General features: G+C 64.4%; 20 protein-coding genes. 9 read left to right on the top strand and 11 right to left on the bottom strand.

The genetic code is table 11. From position 1 onward, the window contains the following. Positions 1 to 86 precede the first annotated feature (86 nt). Both QA635_RS22810 and QA635_RS22815 read right to left on the bottom strand, forming a co-directional pair. Positions 87 to 488 (bottom strand): SPW repeat protein, encoded by a 402-nt coding sequence (locus QA635_RS22810; RefSeq protein WP_057018520.1) that lies wholly within the window; start codon positions 486 to 488, stop codon positions 87 to 89. A 180-nt stretch (positions 489 to 668) separates the two neighbouring features. Continuing rightward, complete coding sequence (locus QA635_RS22815; protein WP_283061565.1) at positions 669 to 1,613, bottom strand: tetratricopeptide repeat protein; 945 nt, start codon at positions 1,611 to 1,613, stop codon at positions 669 to 671. 100 nt (positions 1,614 to 1,713) lie between these two features. On the opposite strand from QA635_RS22815, the gene QA635_RS22820 reads away from it, so the two are divergent. Further along, entirely contained in the window at positions 1,714 to 1,986 is a 273-nt protein-coding gene (locus QA635_RS22820) for a GNAT family N-acetyltransferase (protein ID WP_050384345.1), read from the top strand. 274 nt (positions 1,987 to 2,260) lie between these two features. Here the strand turns inward: QA635_RS22820 and QA635_RS22825 are convergent, their stop codons facing one another. Together QA635_RS22825 and QA635_RS22830 are read right to left on the bottom strand one after the other, a co-directional pair. Next, entirely contained in the window at positions 2,261 to 3,052 is a 792-nt protein-coding gene (locus QA635_RS22825) for a fumarylacetoacetate hydrolase family protein (protein WP_069278405.1), read from the bottom strand. 105 nt (positions 3,053 to 3,157) lie between these two features. Continuing rightward, positions 3,158 to 3,571: a DUF3597 domain-containing protein gene (locus QA635_RS22830; RefSeq protein WP_212058276.1), complete on the bottom strand. Its 414-nt coding sequence runs from the start codon at positions 3,569 to 3,571 to the stop codon at positions 3,158 to 3,160. Positions 3,572 to 3,858: 287 nt separating this feature from the next. Between QA635_RS22830 and QA635_RS22835 the strand changes: the two genes are divergently transcribed. The 3 genes from QA635_RS22835 to QA635_RS22845 all read left to right on the top strand — a co-directional run bounded on the left by QA635_RS22835 (position 3,859) and on the right by QA635_RS22845 (position 5,817). Beyond that, positions 3,859 to 4,770 carry a DUF2189 domain-containing protein gene (locus QA635_RS22835; RefSeq protein WP_076828616.1) on the top strand — a complete coding sequence of 304 codons (912 nt, stop codon included), beginning with the start codon at positions 3,859 to 3,861 and terminating at the stop codon, positions 4,768 to 4,770. Positions 4,771 to 4,853: 83 nt separating this feature from the next. Beyond that, complete coding sequence (locus QA635_RS22840) at positions 4,854 to 4,982, top strand: hypothetical protein (RefSeq protein WP_283061568.1); 129 nt, start codon at positions 4,854 to 4,856, stop codon at positions 4,980 to 4,982. Positions 4,983 to 5,001: 19 nt separating this feature from the next. Beyond that, on the top strand, positions 5,002 to 5,817 hold the full coding sequence (locus QA635_RS22845; RefSeq protein ID WP_283061570.1) for a lytic murein transglycosylase: 816 nt from the start codon (positions 5,002 to 5,004) through the stop codon (positions 5,815 to 5,817). A gap of 145 nt (positions 5,818 to 5,962) precedes the next feature. Here the strand turns inward: QA635_RS22845 and QA635_RS22850 are convergent, their stop codons facing one another. Continuing rightward, positions 5,963 to 6,247, bottom strand: a complete 285-nt coding sequence (locus QA635_RS22850) for a hypothetical protein (protein WP_057018525.1) — start codon at positions 6,245 to 6,247, stop codon at positions 5,963 to 5,965. Between the two features lie 721 nt (positions 6,248 to 6,968). Here QA635_RS22850 and QA635_RS22855 point away from each other — a divergent pair. From QA635_RS22855 to QA635_RS22870, 4 genes are all read left to right on the top strand, one after another. Continuing rightward, positions 6,969 to 7,121, top strand: coding sequence for a DUF1127 domain-containing protein (locus QA635_RS22855; protein ID WP_016846063.1), 153 nt, complete (start codon positions 6,969 to 6,971; stop codon positions 7,119 to 7,121). A 110-nt stretch (positions 7,122 to 7,231) separates the two neighbouring features. Continuing rightward, positions 7,232 to 8,665: a methylenetetrahydrofolate--tRNA-(uracil(54)-C(5))-methyltransferase (FADH(2)-oxidizing) TrmFO gene (gene trmFO, locus QA635_RS22860; RefSeq protein ID WP_283061572.1), complete on the top strand. Its 1,434-nt coding sequence runs from the start codon at positions 7,232 to 7,234 to the stop codon at positions 8,663 to 8,665. A gap of 5 nt (positions 8,666 to 8,670) precedes the next feature. Beyond that, complete coding sequence (locus QA635_RS22865) at positions 8,671 to 9,774, top strand: serine/threonine protein kinase (protein WP_229193119.1); 1,104 nt, start codon at positions 8,671 to 8,673, stop codon at positions 9,772 to 9,774. A gap of 150 nt (positions 9,775 to 9,924) precedes the next feature. Continuing rightward, a complete protein-coding gene (locus QA635_RS22870) occupies positions 9,925 to 10,146 on the top strand; it encodes a DUF1488 family protein (RefSeq protein ID WP_283061573.1) in 222 nt (73 codons plus the stop codon). Here QA635_RS22870 and QA635_RS22875 read toward each other — a convergent pair. The 5 genes from QA635_RS22875 to yajC are packed head-to-tail and all read right to left on the bottom strand — an operon-like array spanning position 10,143 to position 14,435. Further along, a complete protein-coding gene (locus QA635_RS22875) occupies positions 10,143 to 11,006 on the bottom strand; it encodes a phytoene/squalene synthase family protein (protein ID WP_283061575.1) in 864 nt (287 codons plus the stop codon). The two genes, QA635_RS22870 and QA635_RS22875, sit on opposite strands and share 4 nt — an antisense overlap. Then, positions 11,003 to 11,386 carry an Mth938-like domain-containing protein gene (locus tag QA635_RS22880; protein WP_018271534.1) on the bottom strand — a complete coding sequence of 128 codons (384 nt, stop codon included), beginning with the start codon at positions 11,384 to 11,386 and terminating at the stop codon, positions 11,003 to 11,005. Before QA635_RS22880 ends, QA635_RS22875 begins: the two co-directional genes overlap by 4 nt. Before the next feature lie 6 nt (positions 11,387 to 11,392). Continuing rightward, the gene (secF, locus tag QA635_RS22885) at positions 11,393 to 12,427 is read right to left on the bottom strand and encodes a protein translocase subunit SecF (RefSeq protein WP_028342066.1); all 1,035 of its coding nucleotides are present in this window, start codon (positions 12,425 to 12,427) and stop codon (positions 11,393 to 11,395) included. Between the two features lie 10 nt (positions 12,428 to 12,437). Next, a complete protein-coding gene (secD, locus tag QA635_RS22890; protein ID WP_016846892.1) occupies positions 12,438 to 14,039 on the bottom strand; it encodes a protein translocase subunit SecD in 1,602 nt (533 codons plus the stop codon). A 39-nt stretch (positions 14,040 to 14,078) separates the two neighbouring features. After that, entirely contained in the window at positions 14,079 to 14,435 is a 357-nt protein-coding gene (gene yajC / locus QA635_RS22895) for a preprotein translocase subunit YajC (protein WP_283061579.1), read from the bottom strand. 190 nt (positions 14,436 to 14,625) lie between these two features. Here yajC and QA635_RS22900 point away from each other — a divergent pair, with 190 nt between their 5' ends. Then, complete coding sequence (locus QA635_RS22900; protein ID WP_283061581.1) at positions 14,626 to 15,609, top strand: ATP-binding protein; 984 nt, start codon at positions 14,626 to 14,628, stop codon at positions 15,607 to 15,609. A 207-nt stretch (positions 15,610 to 15,816) separates the two neighbouring features. Here QA635_RS22900 and QA635_RS22905 read toward each other — a convergent pair whose 3' ends face one another. Beyond that, positions 15,817 to 17,208 carry a LysM peptidoglycan-binding domain-containing M23 family metallopeptidase gene (locus QA635_RS22905; RefSeq protein WP_076828627.1) on the bottom strand — a complete coding sequence of 464 codons (1,392 nt, stop codon included), beginning with the start codon at positions 17,206 to 17,208 and terminating at the stop codon, positions 15,817 to 15,819. Positions 17,209 to 17,243: the final 35 nt, after the last annotated feature.

Here is a 17,243-nt window from a genome sequence, read left to right on the forward strand (position 1 = left end):
CCGCCGCCTTCGGCAAGGCCCGCCGGGCGCTGCCCGATGATACCGCGCGCCGGCGGCGGTCAACCCGTTGTTTTCTGCCCAGCCCGCTACTGCGGGTGCTTGGCGAGTTCCTGCTCGCTCAGGTTCCAGTCCTGCCACAGCTGCAACGCGCCTATAAAGGCGACCAGCGCGCCGAGCAGGATGTGCCAGAACTGCAGCGCGTGGTCCTCGGCGTAACCAAAGACCATGGGCGATGCCATCAGCCAGAGACCGAGCAGGATGCTGGCCACCTCCTCCCAGCGGTGCAGCGCGACATATTCGAGCTGGGCGATGCCGAGCACCAGCATGCCGACGATGAAGCTGTTGAGGACGAGGTGGCTGCGCTCGATATCGACGGCGCCGCTCACCTGCATCGGAAACCAGGGCGAGACCATGATCAGCACGCCGAGCAGCATGCCGAGCCAGTCCTCCCAGGGACGGTGTGTGTTGAAGAAACGATTGTCCGACATGACGAACCTCCTCCGACAAGAGGCATACGTCGGCGGCCGGCTCCGCCACTCCGTACCAGACGACCATCCAGCCGCATCAGGGGCGTATGTCTGTCATCAAACGTAATCGAACTGCATCCATCCGCAAGGCCCGTCCCGCGTATGTGCGACGCGGCAGGTGCGATCGTTGCCGGCACGATGTCACCGCGCTCCGCCGAGCCGCGCCAGCGCTCCCTTGGCGCTCTGCAAATCGGGCTGCAGTTCGAGCGCCTTGCGGAAATCGGCCGCCGCGCCCTTCTTGTCGCCGAGCCGCAGCTTGGCCTGGCCGCGATTATTCCAGGAATAGACGTCGTTCGGATCGTATTGCAGCGCCTTGTCGTAATCGGCGAGCCCGCCCTTGTTGTCCCCCTGAAAGAGACGGATCATGCCGCGGTTGCGCCAGCCGCGCGCATCGGTCGGCGCGATCTTCGCCGCCTCGCCGTAATCGGCGGCTGCGCGATCGAGCTGCTCGGTATCGCGATAGACATTGCCGCGGTTGATGTAGGCGAGCACGTTGGGCCCGAGCTTGATCTCGGTGGTGAAGTCGGCGATCGCATGCGCCGCGTCGCGCTTGCGGTAGTAGACGAAGCCGCGATTGCCATAGGCGGTGGCGAGCTGCGGATTGTATTTGATGGCGAGGCTGAGATCGGCCAGCGCGCGGTCGAGATCGCCCTTGTTGAGCCAGGCATCGCCGCGGTTGTTGTAGGCCAGCGCGAACGCCGGATCGATCCGGATCGCCTCGTCGTAGTCGGCAATCGCATGATCGAGATCGTGCTTGAAGGCGTAGACGCGGCCGCGATTGGTATAGGCGCAGGCATAGGCGGGATCGAGCTTGATGGCCTCGTTGAGATCAGCGAGCGCTGCATCGAGCTCGCGCTTCTCGGTCAGCCCATGGCCGCGATTGCAATAGGCCCCGGCCAGCCGCTTGCCGGTCTCGGTCTTGCCGTCGATCACCGTGGTGCACGCGGCCACGCGGTCGCCGGGCGCCGTCGTCAGGCCGACGCAGGTCTGCCAGCTCGGATCGTCGCCGGCGGCAGCTTGCGGCGGGTCTGGAAGCGTCAACGCGGCGCCGAGCAACACGGCGGTCAGGCAGACCAAAATGCGCATGTCGTCAATCCACAAATGCCAATTTGCGGGTTGGTCGCGGCTTTGCATCGGCGGGTTCACACGCTTACATCAGGGCCTGCGAATCAACCGGGATTTTGCGATGGCCGCCGTCCGCGACAACAGGGACCAAAACCGCTTCGAACTCGACACCGAGGGCGGCCTCGCTTTTGCGAACTACCGGCGGACGCCCGCGGCCGTCATCATCACCCATACCGAGACACCGCGCGCCCTGCGCGGCCGCGGCATCGCATCGGAGCTGGTCAAGGGTGCGCTGGATCTGATCCGCGCCGACGGCCGCAAGGTGATCGCCGGCTGCGGTTTCGTGGTGGATTACCTCAACAAGCATCCGGAATACGCGGACCTTGCCGGCTAGTGTGCTGAATGCGAAGTTCGTGCGATTTCGCGGCAGCCACTTTCACGAACTTCGCATTCATAAAGCACACTAGAATCATAAGTTTGCTAGTGTCCTTATCGAATCCGAAGTTCGCTCCGAAGGTGCGGCAAATGATGCGAACTTCGGATTCGGGACACTAGAGCCCGTTCTGTTCCGTTGGAATCGGAAGGGGGCTCTAGCTGTTCCTTATGACGCGTTTTCTTTACGCGAACCGGTATCCACTTCGCTCGAAAACGCTTTTGCGCCGCGTTCGTCAGACGATCTTGATCGACATGTCGGGCAGGCCCTCGAGCTTGCACAGCAGCACGTCGCCCTTGACCACCGGGCCGACGTTCTCCGGCGTACCGGAATAGATGATGTCGCCGGCCTTCAGCTCGAATGCCTCGGACAGCTTTGCGATCTGCTCGGCGACGCTCCAGATCATGTTCTTCAGATCCGAGCTCTGTCGCACCGTGCCGTTGATCGCGAGCGAGATCGCCCCTTGCGTGAAATGGCCGGTCTTATCAGCCGGATGGATCGGCCCGAGCACCGCGGCATGGTCAAAGCTCTTGCCGATCTCCCACGGCTTCTTCTCCGCGGCCATGCCGTTCTGCAAATCGCGCCGCGTCATGTCGAGGCCGAGCGCGTAGCCATAGACGTGATCGAGCGCCTTGTCGGCCGGAATATTGGTGCCGCCGGATTTCAGCGCGGCGACCAGCTCGACCTCGTGGTGATAGTTCTTGGTCAGCGACGGATAGGGATGATCGGCCACGGTGCCGATCGCGACATTCTGGATCGCATCCGTCGGCTTCTGGAAGAAGAACGGCGGCTCGCGCGTCGGATCCGAACCGCGCTCGATAGCGTGCGCGGCGTAGTTACGGCCGATGCAGTAGATGCGGCGAACCTGGAACACCTCGCTGGCGCCGACGATCGGGATCGTCACGGCCGCGACCGGAAACATCGCCTTCGGCGCGGCCTCGGCATGGGCAGGCGCGGATTGCGCGGCGGCGCCGGCCAGTGCGAGGGCGCCGGTCGCAAGCATCGTCCGGCGATCGAGATCAGTCATGGGCGTTCTCCTTGTTGTTGTTGGCCGATCTATAGATGTTCGCCGGTCGATAAAAAAGGGCCCGCGTTGGTGCGGGCCCTTTCTATGCGCGGGAGGATGATCCCGTCAGTGCTTGATGTCGGGGGGCAGCTTGCCGCCATTGGCCGCGAGCTTGGTCATCACCTGCTTGTGCAGCCAGATGTTCATGCTGGCGGAATCGTTGGTGTCGCCGGTGTAGCCGAGCTCCTTGGCGAGCTCCTTGCGGGCCGACAGGCTGGAGTCGATGTCGAGCGCCTTCATCAGGTCGACGATCGAGGTCCGCCACTCGAGCTTCTCGCCCTTGGCGGCAACCGCCTTGTCGAGGATCGGGGCGACGTCAACGGACTGCGCCGGCGCCGCGCCGGCGGGCACTGCGGCAGGAGACGACGATGCGCTGCCGGATCCACCGGCGGGAGCTGCGCTTGTGGCCGTTCCGCCGGCGGGCGCAGCGGTGGCGCTACTGCCGAAGATCGCGCCCATGATTTTTCCGAAAATGCTCATCGTTCGCTCCCAAGAGAGTTGAGATGTGAAGGCCAGACGGCCTTGGGCGCCTGACCGAGGTCGCAGTTCAAGTCTATCGCCCCCTCCATAGCTTGCCAATGCGACATTCACTTAAGCGTGAGTGCTTTTGGCACAGTTTGGGAGTACCCTCGTTTTACAGTTCGCGACACGGCCAGTTCCCTGCTCTGTCTTTCGCGTCTGGCTTGATCGTGATCGCTTCGAGAGGCGGCAGGTTTGTGCCCGCATGCCGGGCGCCAGATGCGACCGCCCAGAGGGAGACAACGACCATGGCCACGTCATACCAAGGCAATGTCAGTTCGATGACGCAGAGCGGACAAGGCGCCGCGTCTGCGCCGGTCATCCGCACCATCGGCCTGTCCGATTTGCATCATGCGCTGCGTCTCGGCTGGGAAGACTTCAAGGCGGTGCCAAGTCACGCCATCGTCCTCTGCCTGATCTATCCTGTGCTCGGCCTCGTGCTTGCGCGCACCGTGCACGGCTATTCCGTGCTGCCCCTGCTGTTTCCGCTGGCCGCGGGCTTTGCCCTGCTCGGCCCGTTTGCCGCCATCGGCCTCTACGAGATGAGCCGCCGCCGCGAGGACGGCGGGGAAGCATCTGCCTGGGATGCCATGGAGGTATTCCGTTCACCGTCATTCGGCGCGATGCTTGGGGTCGGAACGCTGCTGTTCGCGCTGTTCGTGACCTGGATCGCCACCGCCCAGGCGATCTACACGGCGGTGTTCGGCTATGAGACCGCGGCCAACATTCCCGATTTTGCCGCGCGCGTGCTGACCACCCAGCAAGGCTGGTGGCTCATCGTGGTCGGCTGCGGCGTCGGCTTCCTGTTCGCGCTCGTCGCGCTTTGCATCAGCGTGATCGCCTTCCCCATGATGCTCGACCGCCAGGCGACCGCCGGCGAAGCCATGGTGACGTCGATGCGCGCCGTCGCACAGAACCCGGTGCCGATGGCGGCCTGGGGCCTGATCGTCGCGGTGCTGCTGGTGCTGGGCACGATCCCGTTCTTCCTCGGGCTTGCCGTGGTGATCCCGCTGCTCGGTCACGCCACCTGGCATCTCTATCGCGAGGTCATCGTCAAGGATCCGAATGCGCGGCCGGTGATCCCCGAACCGCGCGAGCGCAAGCCCGCCGCGGACTTTCCGGCCAATCTGTTTCCGTGGCGGCGCAGCGATCGCGGCTAAGCGCCGCTAACCCGAATTCGTAAACGTCAAAGCAACCGCCGGCCGATATGTTCGGCCGGCGGTTTGTCGTTCAGGATCGTCAAATGGGTGTGAAACTGGCGTGGCATTTGCAGCGCGACCTGAGAAAAAACGGCTCGGTCACGAGCCTTGTTTTGGCCGCTGTTGCCGCGAACATACCCGCCGCCTTTCGCGACCAATCGATGACATCGTAGACTCCGGAGTGAATTGCCTATGACCTCTCGCTCTTGCTTTCGCACGCTCGCCATCGGCGCGTGGCTCCTGACCTCGACGGCATCGGCGCTGGCCGCTCAATGCGGCACGGGCACGTTCGAATCCTGGCTCGACGATTTCAAGAAAGAGGCTGCGACGAAGGGCATTTCGCAGAACGCGATCCAGGCCGGGCTGGCTGGCGTCACGCAGGACAAGGCGATCCTCGCTCGAGACCATTCGCAGCAGGTGTTCAGCCAGACCTTCGAGCAATTCTCGGGCCGCATGGTGCCGCCGCGGCTCAATCGCGGCTCCGACATGATGAAGCGCTACGGCTCGGTGCTGTCGCGAATCGAGGAGGCCTACGGCGTACCGGGCGAAATCCTGGTCGCGATCTGGGGACTGGAGACCGATTTCGGCGTCAACACCGGAAAGTTTCCGACCATACGTTCGCTGGCGACGCTCGCCTATGATTGCCGCCGCTCCGACATGTTCAAGGCCGAGTTGATGGATGCCTTGCGCATCGTCGAGCGCGGCGATCTGCCGCCGCAGGAGATGCGCGGCGCCTGGGCCGGCGAGATCGGCCAGACTCAATTCATGCCGTCGTCCTACATCAAGTTCGCGGTCGACTTCGACGGCAACGGCAAGCGCGACCTCCTGCACAACGTGCCCGACGTGCTGGCGTCGACGGCGAACTACCTGAAGAGCTATGGCTGGAAGAAGGGCAAGGGCTGGGAGCCCGGCAGCGAGAATTTTGCGGTGATCCAGCAGTGGAACAAGAGCGAAGTGTACGCCAAGACGATCGGCTACTTCGCCATCCAACTCGCCAAGGCTCCCTAGCGCTTTCACACCAGCTTGCGTGGCGCAGCGAGCCAAGGATGAGGCCAACCTTCTGCTCTGACACGATCAAAGCTGGTTCAGCTACGGATGAATCAAAAAGGGCCGACTGCCCCAGGCAATCGGCCCCTATCGCCATGATCAAAACCTACTTCGCCATGCTGGCTTCGGCAGCCTTGCTGAGATGCGCGCCGCAAGCACCCCACTGGTTGTTCAGCATCGCGTCCTGAGCGAGCGAGACTTCCTTCTCCGCCGCGAATTTGACCTCATTGTCAGCCATAGCTTCGACTGCAGCTTCGGTCTTGCCGAGATTGGCGCCGCTGCAGCCGAGGCCCGCGTGATGACGATGCGCGGCCTGAGCGGGAGCGACAGCGTAGGCAACGGCAGCCACGGTGGCTGCTGCGATCAATGTCTTAATCATGGGATGATCCATCTGTTGTTCTTGGACAGATCCCAGCGTGATTGCGGAATCTGCGGAACGATTATTCGCTGTTCCCGGCACCGTTCAGAATGAACTTCGCGCGATACAAACGTGATGAGCGCTGCGCGCGCATCGCGCATGCGTTGCATAGTGTTTTGATTACATGTCGGTAAGGAAGCGGCGCCGCAATAGCTTTGCTCGATGCGTTCACTTCAATCGAGCTGCACTTCCGATAATCAGCAGCGCGTTCGCGCGGCAGGCGAAAATCTGAGCGGGCGGGATGACCAAATTACCTCCGACGTCAATGCGACTGATTGACGCTGCGTCCGCCTAGGTGCCGCCCCATCATACTATGAATATAAAATCATTCATACAGCAATATTCCGCATGCGAATCACGCATGGAACACGCCGCCGTGATCTAGCGTCAGACGCGCGTCATCCCTTGACCGAACGGTCCGTAATTACCATATGAACGGCGTAGTTCAAGCCACCACCATGCTTCTAACTCACTGATCTCAAGAAGATTTTTGCGCCGTCGTCCGGCTCTGCGGAACTTTGGTCCACCGGACCTGGCTCGATGCGCCAAACGGTTAACCGGAACTTACCGCCGCTATGCGTTTTGAGCTTAGCTGCATCGCAACATCGGAACTACCGCACTGCACTATATCATCTATATTCACTTCAACGATGAGGCTTTAGAAAAGCTGAATCTGAATTACTAGGAGACTACCATGTTGCTCTCGCTCATCCGCATGATCCAGGCTTTCCGGGATTATCAGCGCAATGTCAGCGAACTGTCCCAGCTCAGCGATCGCGAACTCGCCGATATCGGCCTCGACCGCTCGGACATTCCGCGCGTTGCCGCCGGCACCTACAACGGCTAATCGGCCGCAAGCCATCTGCTAAACGGATAACGCCCGCTTCCACAGCGGGCGTTGTCGTTTGTGGTGCGGTTTCAGATGCATATGAGATCAAAACGCGCTAACGCTGCGCGATGACACCGCATCAATCCTCTTCCCAACCCGTGCACATCGTGGGCGCGGGGCTCGCCGGCTCGGAAGCCGCCTGGCAGGTCGCCAATGCCGGCGTCCGCGCCGTGCTGCACGAAATGCGCCCGCACCGGATGACCGAGGCGCATCGGACCGAAGGCTGCGCCGAACTGGTCTGCTCGAACTCCTTCCGCTCCGACGATGCCGCCAACAACGCGGTCGGGCTGCTGCACGCGGAGATGCGGCGGCTGGGCTCCCTGATCATGCGCTCGGCCGACGCCAACCAGGTGCCCGCCGGCGGCGCGCTGGCGGTCGACCGCGACGGCTTTTCGGCCGCCGTCACCAAGGTGCTCAACGAACATCCGCTGATCGAGATCAGCCGGGAGGAAGTCGCAGGGCTGCCGCCGGCCGACTGGAGCAACGTCATCGTCGCAACCGGTCCCCTCACCTCGGCACCGCTTGCCGACGCCATCAGGCAGCTGACCGACGAGAGCGCGCTGGCATTCTTCGACGCGATCGCGCCGATCGTGCACAAGGATTCCATTGATATGTCGGTGGCCTGGTTTCAATCGCGCTACGACAAGGTCGGCCCCGGCGGCACCGGCGCCGACTACATCAACTGCCCGATGACGAAGGAGCAGTATGACGCCTTCGTCGCGGCGCTGCTCGACGGCGAGAAGGTCGACTTCAAGGACTGGGAGACCAACACGCCCTATTTCGACGGCTGCCTGCCGGTCGAGGTGATGGCCGAGCGCGGTCACGAGACGCTGCGCCACGGGCCGATGAAGCCGGTGGGATTGACCAATCCGCACAACCCGACGGTCAAGCCGTATGCGATCGTCCAGCTGCGGCAGGACAACAAGCTCGGCACGCTCTACAACATCGTCGGCTTCCAGACCAAGCTGAAGCACGGCGTGCAGCAGCGCGTGTTCCGCACCATCCCCGGCCTCGAGAACGCGGAGTTCGCGCGCCTCGGCGGCCTGCATCGCAACACCTTCCTGAATTCGCCGAAGCTGCTCGACGGGCAGTTGCGTCTGCGCGCGCAGCCGCGGCTGCGCTTCGCCGGGCAGATGACGGGCTGCGAGGGGTACGTCGAGTCGGCCAGCGTCGGCCTGATCGCCGGCCTTTGCGCCGCCGCCGACATGCGCGGTGCCGCGCTGACACCACCGCCGGCGACGACCGCGCTCGGCGCGCTGCTCGGCCACATCACCGGCGGCCACATCGAAACGATCGAGGGCGGCTCGCGCTCGTTCCAGCCGATGAACATCAATTTCGGTCTGTTCCCGCCGCTGGCCAGTGCGCCGACCAAAAAGCCCGACGGCTCGCGGCTGCGCGGCAACGAGAAGACCGTCGCCAAAAAGCAGGCGATCAGCGCGCGCGCGCTCGCCGATCTCGACCATTGGATCGCAGAGCATCTGCGCGTTGCGGCCGCGGCCTGACAGTCATGAGCTTGCCGAAAGACGATGACGCCACCCTGTCGGTGCGGTGGAGCCAGGGCGTGCTGCTCAAGCGCGACGTGTTCTCGACCGTCGAGCGCGGCCGCTTCCGCGCCGATGACGGCGAGGTCGACGGCGTGCTGCGCCGGCTCGATCAGGTGCCGTTCTGGTCGTTCGCCCTGGCGCTGCATCTATTCTCCCGCGAGCGCCGCGCGCTGACCTTGGCACGCGACCTCGACGTCGGGCCGAAGCTGTTGTGGGCCGGCCGTCGCGCGCTGGTGCGTGGCTTCATCGACGGCGCGGCGCTGCATCTGGCGAAGCCGCACGGCGACGTCGCCTATTTTCGTTCCGCCAAGGCCGCGTTGCGCAAGCTGCATCGCGCCGGCATCTGCCACAACGATCTCGCCAAGGAGCAGAACTGGCTGGTCGGCCGCGATGGCCGCGCCTACCTCACCGACTTCCAGCTTGCCGCCTGCTTCAAGACCCGCAGCCGGCTGTTCCGCATCGCCGCCTATGAGGATCTGCGGCATCTGTTGAAGCACAAGCGCAGCTACGCGCCGGAGGCGTTGACGCCGAAGGAGCGCAAGGTGCTCGCGAAGAAGTCCGCGGTCGCCAGCATCTGGCTCAAGACCGGCAAGAAGGTCTATCAGGCGATCACGCGCGGCATCTTCAATTTCACCGACCGCGAAGGCGGCGGCCGGAGGCTGGTCAACGACGCCCCGGTATTGATCGATCTGATCCGCAAGAATCCGCAGGTGCGCGACACCGCGATTGTCGCCTTTGCCGACCGGCGCGTCGGCGTCGGACTCTACGCCTTCGTCGAGGCGGACCAGTCCGCGCTGGAAAAGACGCTGCGCAGTGAGCTTACCGCGGCCGGGGGCGTCAAGCCGCCCGAACACATCCAGGTCGTGCACGCGCTGCCGCGCGATGCCGCCGGCAAGCCGCGCACCGAAATCCTGCAGCTCGTCGCCATGAACCAGATCGACCTGATCGAGCCGATGATGCGCAGCGACGCCGATCGCGAGTTCCTCAAGGACATCCTCGAGCAACGCAAGAATTTGCGCGACCGCTTCAATTTTGAAGTCGCCGAGATGGACCGGCCGGCGGGTTAGAGCGCGCTTGTCGGCGCGTGGCCCTCGACAAACGCGGCGCGAAGCTTCACTCTTTGCGAGGGGTAGCGCGCTCAAGGGACAAGTTTAATGCCACTCACCCGTGGCCGGATCGGGGGATACGATTCCGAACGACTGGCGTTCGGATTCACCATGATGAACGGCGACCAGGAAATCGAATGCCAGATCAGCGACGCCGCACTGGACGAGCTGGCCGGCACGCGTGGAACGGCGAGCATGGCGCGGCAGGCCCAGTTCGTTGCACTGCGCGACGCGGTCGAACAGATCGCATCCGACATCTATGACAGCGGCCCGATGGTCAAGGGCAGAACGATCCGGATCTTCACCAAGCACATCTCGAAAGAGCAGAGCTAGCGACCGAACTCCTCCGTGCGCGCGGCTCGCCACAACGTCCAGAGCGTGCGCAGGCGCGAAACCGGCTTCGGCAGGAACGGGTCGTAGTCGTTCCTCCTCGCCCGATTCAGCTCGCGCCTGACGTGGGCGAGCGGCAGGAAGATCGGCCTCACGCCGGACGGGACATCCGCAAGCAGCCCGAACGAGGTCTTGAGATGGCCCTGGGCCTCGTCCGCAAGCTGATCGATCGCGGCACGGATGTTCGGCGTCACCTTGCCGGCAAACACCTCCTCCTTGCTGCCGCCGTGCTGCTGCAGCAGCTGTAACGGCAGAAACAGCTGATGCCGTGAGGCGTCGCGGCCGAGCGAAGCGATGACTTGCGCCATGCCCTGGGCAAGACCCGCATGACGGGCCAGATGATCGATCGCCTCCGACGGCCGCGCCACCACGCGCGTCGCCTGCGAGAACAACACTGAGGTCGTGGCGTCGAGATAGCCCTCGAGCGCGGCCAGCGACGGCATTGGATCGTTGTAGAGATCGAACTGGTGCTCCTCGACCAGCCGCGAGAATGGCGAGACCGGCAGACGGTGATTGCGGATCGTGTGCAGCAGTTCTGCCGCGACCGGATTGCCCTCGACGCCGCCATGGCCCGCACCGGCCAGCATGTCGGTCCACCATTGCAGCCGCATCTCGCCGGGCAGCGGCTGGCTGACCTGCTCGTGCACGCGCGAGACCTCGATGTTGAAGGCGTAGATCGCAAGCATCGCGCGCCGTTCCGGACCCGGCAGGAACAAGGTCGACGCGTAGCGTACGAAGTCATGGCTCCGCACCAGATCGGCGCAGAAGGCCGCGCCGTCCTTCGGTGCCTCTGTCGCGCTCATGGCACCGCGATCAGCGCCGCCGCGACGCGACGCCGCTCGCCCAGCATGATGTTGTAGGTGCGGATCGCAGGTCCCGTCTGCATCGGATCGAGCACCACCCGCACGGCCCGCAGGGCCTCGCGCAGGCCCTTCGGCGGGACCCAGACGTCGGTGCCGGTGCCGACGATCAGCGTGTCGATCGCATTGGCGGCCGCGAATACCTTTTGCAGCGAGTATTCGTCGATCTCCTGCGGCCTGGTGACCGGCCAGGCCCAGATCGAGTCAGGCAGGCACAAGAGCGAGCCGCGGTGCGACATATCGGCAAACGCGAAGCCGCCCTTGCCGTAGGCCTCGATCGGCGCCGACCTCGGAAGATGGGGAGCGTCCGAGGAGTTGCTCATGACCGGCTACTTCTTGGCTGCCGCCGTGTCCGGCTTCTTGGCCGGCGCGTCCTGCGCCGCCTCTCCACCCCGCGTGGTGTGAACGCCGAGATAGATCAGGATCGGCGCCGCGATGAAAATCGAGGTGTAGGTGCCGACCAGCACCACGCCGAACATCATGACCGCGGTGAAGCTGTGGATCGCCTGGCCGCCGAACAGCAGCAGTGCGAGCAGCGCCAGCGTCACGGTGACGTGGGTGATGATCGAGCGCGACAGCGTCGAATTGATCGATTCGTTCAGCAACTGCGGCATCGGCATCTTCTTGTAGCGCCGCAGCATCTCGCGGATACGGTCGTAGATGACGACGGTATCGTTGAGCGAATAGCCGAGAATCGTCAGCAGCGCCGCGATGCTGGTGAGGTCGAAATCGACCTGGGTGATCGACATGAAGCCGATCGTGAGCACGATATCGTGGACGTTGGCGATCATGGCGCCGAGCGCGAACTGCCATTCGAACCGGAACCAGAGGTAGATCAGGATGCCCATGATCGCGAACATCAGGCCGATCATGCCGTAGGCCAGCAGTTCGCCGGAGACGCGCGGTCCCACCACCTCGACGCGCCGGTAATCGACGGATTCGCCGAGCGCGCCGCGCACTTTCGTCACCGCATCCTGCTGCGCCTTGTCGCCGCCGGGCTGCTCGGCGACGCGGATCAGGACTTCCGCCGGACCGCCGAACTGCTGCAGCTGCACCTCGCCGAGCCCAAGGCCGTTCAAGGTCGTGCGCATCGCGGCAATGTCGGCGGTGCCGGATTTGGCCTGCACCTCCAGCAGCGTACCGCCCTTGAAGTCGATGCCGAAATTCAGGCCGTGGGTGAAGAACAGCGTGATGGCAAGGATCGAGAGCAGCGCCGAGATCGGGAAGCTGATGCGACGAAAGCGGGTGAAGTCGAAATGCGTGTCGTCAGGCACAATGCGCAGCGCCGGCAGCAGGCCGAGCGCCGCGACCACGGTCAGCACGGTAATCAGGATACCAAGGCCAATGAGAACGGTATGAGTCACAACAGGCCTCTCAGATCGGCACGGTTTGCGGCCGCTTCCACCGCACCCAGCCGGCGACGATCAGGCGCGTCAGGGTAAAGGCGGTGAACACCGTGGTGATGATGCCGATGCCGAGCGTCACGGCAAAGCCGCGGACCGGTCCGGTGCCGATGTAGAACAGCACGGCGGCGGCGATGAAGGTGGTGATGTTGGAGTCGAGGATGGTCGCCAATGCCCGCTTGAAGCCGGCGTCGATCGCCGAGATCGCGTTGCGGCCGCCGCGCAGTTCCTCGCGGATGCGCTCGTAGATCAGCACGTTGGAGTCGACCGCGATGCCGACGGTCAGCACGATGCCGGCGATGCCCGGCAACGTCAGCGTGGCGTTGAGCAGCGACAGCAGTCCGAAAATCATGGCGACGTTGATCGCCACCGCGATGTTGGCGAACACGCCGAACAGCCGATAGGTGATCAGCATGAACACGATGACCAGGATCGAGCCGACATAGGCCGCGAGCTCGCCCTTCTCGATCGAGTCCTGTCCGAGGCCGGGGCCGACGGTGCGCTCCTCGATCACGGTCAGCGGCGCCGGCAGCGCGCCGGCGCGCATCAGGATCGCCAGATCGTTGGCCGACTGCACGGTGAAGCTGCCGGAGATCTGGCCCTGTCCGCCGGTAATCGGCTCACGGATCACGGGTGCCGAGATCACCTTGTTGTCGAGCACGATCGCAAACGGCTGGCCGACATTTTCGGCCGTCGCCTGGGCAAATTTGCGCGCTCCCGACGTATTGAACTTGAAGCTGACGATCGCCTCGCCGGTGCGCTGGTCAAAGCCGGGCTGGGCATCGGAGAGCTCGCCTCCGGAAACCAGAACCTGCTTCTTGACGACATACGGAACCGGCGGCGGCGACGCGCTCATCAAGAGCTCGGAGTCCGGTGGCAGGCGGCCCTGCTGGGCCTGGTCCGGCGACACCGAGCTGTCGACCATGCGGAATTCCATCTTCGCGGTCTTGCCGAGCAGCTCCTTCAGGCGGGTCGGGTCCTGCAGGCCCGGCACCTGGACCAGGATGCGGTCGGTGCCCTGACGCTGGATCACCGGCTCGACCGTGCCGAGCTCGTTGACGCGCCGTTCGACGATCTGGATCGATTGCTCGATGGTCTGCCGGATGCGCTCGGTGATCGCGGCTTGCGGGACCGTCAGGCGGATCAGGCCGCCGCCGGCGTCGGCAACCTCGAGGCTGCGCTGGCCGCTGGAGCCGAGCAGGCCGCCGAGCGGCTGCGACAGCTCGCGGAGCTTCGACAGCGCCGTCGCCTGGTCGCCTTCCTTGGAGATGCGGACTTCCACCGCGTCGTTACGCGTGTTGAGCCCGGTGTAGCCGATCTTGGCTTCACGAAGCACCTTCCGGACGTCGTCGCGGATCTGGTCGAGCTTCTCCTTCTTCACGTAGTTGGAGTCGACTTCGAGCAGCAGATAGGAGCCGCCCTGCAAATCGAGGCCGAGGACCAGGCGCCGCTGCGCCCAGGCCGGCCAGGTCTTCACCTGCGCTTCGGGGAAGAAATTGGGCACGGCGCACAGGCAGACCACCAGCGCTGTCAGGATAATCCCCAGCGCTCGCCACCGCGTGAAATACAACATCGAGTTGACCCGTCAGATTCCAAAAAAGCGCCGCGGCAATCAGCTCGCGGACGCCTCGTCCTTGGCGTCGCCCTTCGCCGGCTCACCCTTGGTACGCACACTCGAGATCATCTGGCGCATCTGGCGCACGCGAACGCCGTCCGAAATCTCGAACTCGATCTGGTCGTCGTCGACCACCTTGGTCACCTTGCCGACGAGGCCGCCCGAGGTCACCACGGTGTCGCCGCGGCGGATGTTCTTCACGAGGTCCGCATGGTCGCGCACTTTCTTCTGCTGCGGGCGCAGAATCAGGAAGTACATGATGACGAAGATCAGCGCGAATGGCAGCAGCGACATCAACATGCTGTTGGTGTCACCAGTCGCTCCAGCCTGGGCAAACGCAGGAGTAATCAGCATTCGGACGATCCTCGGATAAGACGGGAAAGAACCGGCAGCGCCCTCGGATTCGGGGCGGTATGGCGGTCCGGACAAATTCGCGCGGACTATAGCGGCCGCGGTCCCAATTGCAACGTTAACGGACCTTCATTTAGGGCGCTTGCGGGACCGCCGCCAGCCCGATAAGGCTGCGCCGTCAGGAACTGGACAAATGCCGAAAAAAGCCAAGAAAACGACCAGTAAAACAACCCGCAAAACCACCCCCAAGGCTGCCGCCAAGCGTGCTGAAAACGCCGCGACAAAACGCCCGGTAACGGCGCTCGACGGCGCAGCGGCCGAGCGGATCGCGAACGCCCTGGAGGTCATCGCCAGCCGCCTCGCGGACGCCTCCCCGGCCCTCGATCCGGCCGAGACCTTCGGCGCCGCGGACGCCTTCGTCTGGCATCCGGACGGGCGCCTCGCCCCGGTGCCGCGCGTCAGCCGCGTCGAGATCGGCCTGCTCAAGGGCGTCGACCGGATGCGCGATATCCTGATGGAGAACACCGAGCGCTTCGCCGACGGCCTGCCCGCCAACAATGCGCTGCTCTGGGGCGCCCGCGGCATGGGCAAGTCGTCGCTGGTCAAGGCCGCCCATGCCAGCATCAATCTCGACCGCAAGCCGGCCGACCGGCTGAAGCTGATCGAGATCCACCGCGAGGACATCGAGAGCCTGCCCGGCCTGATGGAGCTGCTGCGCAGCTCCTCCTTCCGCTTCATCGTGTTCTGCGACGACCTCTCGTTCGACGGCAACGATGCCTCATACAAGTCGCTGAAGGCCGTGCTGGAAGGCGGCATCGAGGGGCGCCCCGACAACGTCATCCTCTATGCGACCTCGAACCGGCGGCATCTGCTGGCGCGCGAGATGATCGAGAACGAACGCTCGACCGCGATCAATCCCGGCGAAGCGGTCGAGGAAAAGGTGTCGCTGTCGGACCGCTTCGGCCTCTGGCTCGGCTTCCACCGCTGCAGTCAGGACGAATACCTCGCGATGGTGAGGGGCTATTGTGACCATTACGGCATCAAGATCGCCGAGGACGAACTCGAGCGCGAGGCGCTCGAATGGTCGACCACCCGCGGCTCGCGCTCGGGCCGCGTCGCCTGGCAGTACACGCAGGAACTCGCAGGCCGGCTCGGCGTGCGGCTTAGTGGCCATTAACAGGAATGGGAGGCATAGCCCTCCCGTCACCGGGATCGGTGCACTCCGCGAGTGAGCTCCCGGATTTCGCTTCACTCCATCCGGGCTACGCGGCTGAGCGGCAAGTAATCGTCGCTGCAATCGTCAAAACAAAACGGGGGAGGCTTGCGCCTCCCCCGCTGTCTTTGTTGTGAGACTTGGAAGTCCCTTGAAGTCCCGACGCGTAGCTTACGCGCCGTTGAGGAACTGGAGCGGATCGACCGGCGACGATCCCTTGCGGATCTCGAAGTGGAGCTGCGGCGAACCCGCCTCGCCGGACTGGCCCGACTTGGCAATTACCTGACCGCGCTTGATGGTATCGCCGCGCTTCACCAGGATTTCGCTCGCATGGGCGTAGGCTGTGACGTAGCCGTTGGAATGGCGAACCAGCACGAGATTGCCGTAGCCCTTCAGCTCATTGCCCGAATAGGCGACGACGCCGTCTTCGGCCGCTTTCACCGGCGTGCCCTCGGGGACCGCGACGTTGATGCCGTCATTGACCTTGCCGTTGGTCTTCGAGCCGTAGGCAGTGATGACCTTGCCGCGCACCGGCCAGCGGAAGGTCGGCAACGCGCCGGTGGCCTCGCTCGACTTGGTGACGACGGGCGCTTCAGCGGCAGCCGCCGGCTGTTCGACGGTCGCGGTCGGCTGGACCAGCCGCGCGCTCTGCTGCGGCAGCGCGGTTGCAACGACCTTCGGGGCTGCGACCGCCGGTGCCGGAGCAACGGCAGCAACGGGCGCGGCAGCAACGGGTTGCGCAACGGGCGCGGGTGCCGCCATCGCCGTCTTGGCGCCGGGCACCACGAGCTTCATGCCGAGGCTGAGCCGGGCCGACTGGTCGAGATTGTTGGCACGGGCGAGCTCGGCCACCGGGATGTGGTGCTGACGCGCGATGCTGTGCAGCGTGTCGCCGCGATTGACATAGTGGACGCCGGCGGGCGCGGCTGCCACGGCGACAGGGCGCGCGGCCGGTGCGGCCATTGCCGGCGCCGCGGCCGATGCGGTCGGACGCGGAATGACCAGCTGCTGGCCGGGCGACAGCGCGCGCGGTCCCTTGTAGCCGTTGGCGCGCAGGATCTCGGCGGTCGAGACGTTGTAGCGGCGTGCCAGCACTTCCAGCGTATCGCTGGTGCCGACGATGATGGTGGTGCCGTTGTGCCCGGCAGGGGCTGCGGCGACCGAATGCGGAACGGTGCCGGTGGATTCGATCTGCGGACGCGCGGGCGGCGGCGTGTAGGACGAGACCCCGCGCCCTCCTCCGGAGACGCCGGCATTGCCATTGGCGACCGGATAGGACTGCGGCGCCGCTGCGACCGGCGGCGGCAACGGCTGTGACTGGTATTGCGAATACTGCGGTTGCGTTCGCGGCCGCGCGTATTGCGGCAACTCGCGCGGCGGCGGCGCCTGCTGCACGGTGCCGGTCGGCTGCGGATCAAACGCAAACGGATTTTGCGAGTAGGAGTTTTGCGAGAAGCGCGACGACATATCGGCGCTGCAACCGGCAAAAGCCATGGACATCAGCGTCAGCACCGCAACCTGCGGTACGCGACGCGAGCGAAGCAACTCAACAACCCCAGACATGGTTACTCACTCGTACGCAACAAAAGACTGTTTTG

This window comes from Bradyrhizobium brasilense, assembly GCF_029714345.1.
GTDB classification, from domain to species: Bacteria; Pseudomonadota; Alphaproteobacteria; order Rhizobiales; family Xanthobacteraceae; genus Bradyrhizobium; species Bradyrhizobium australafricanum.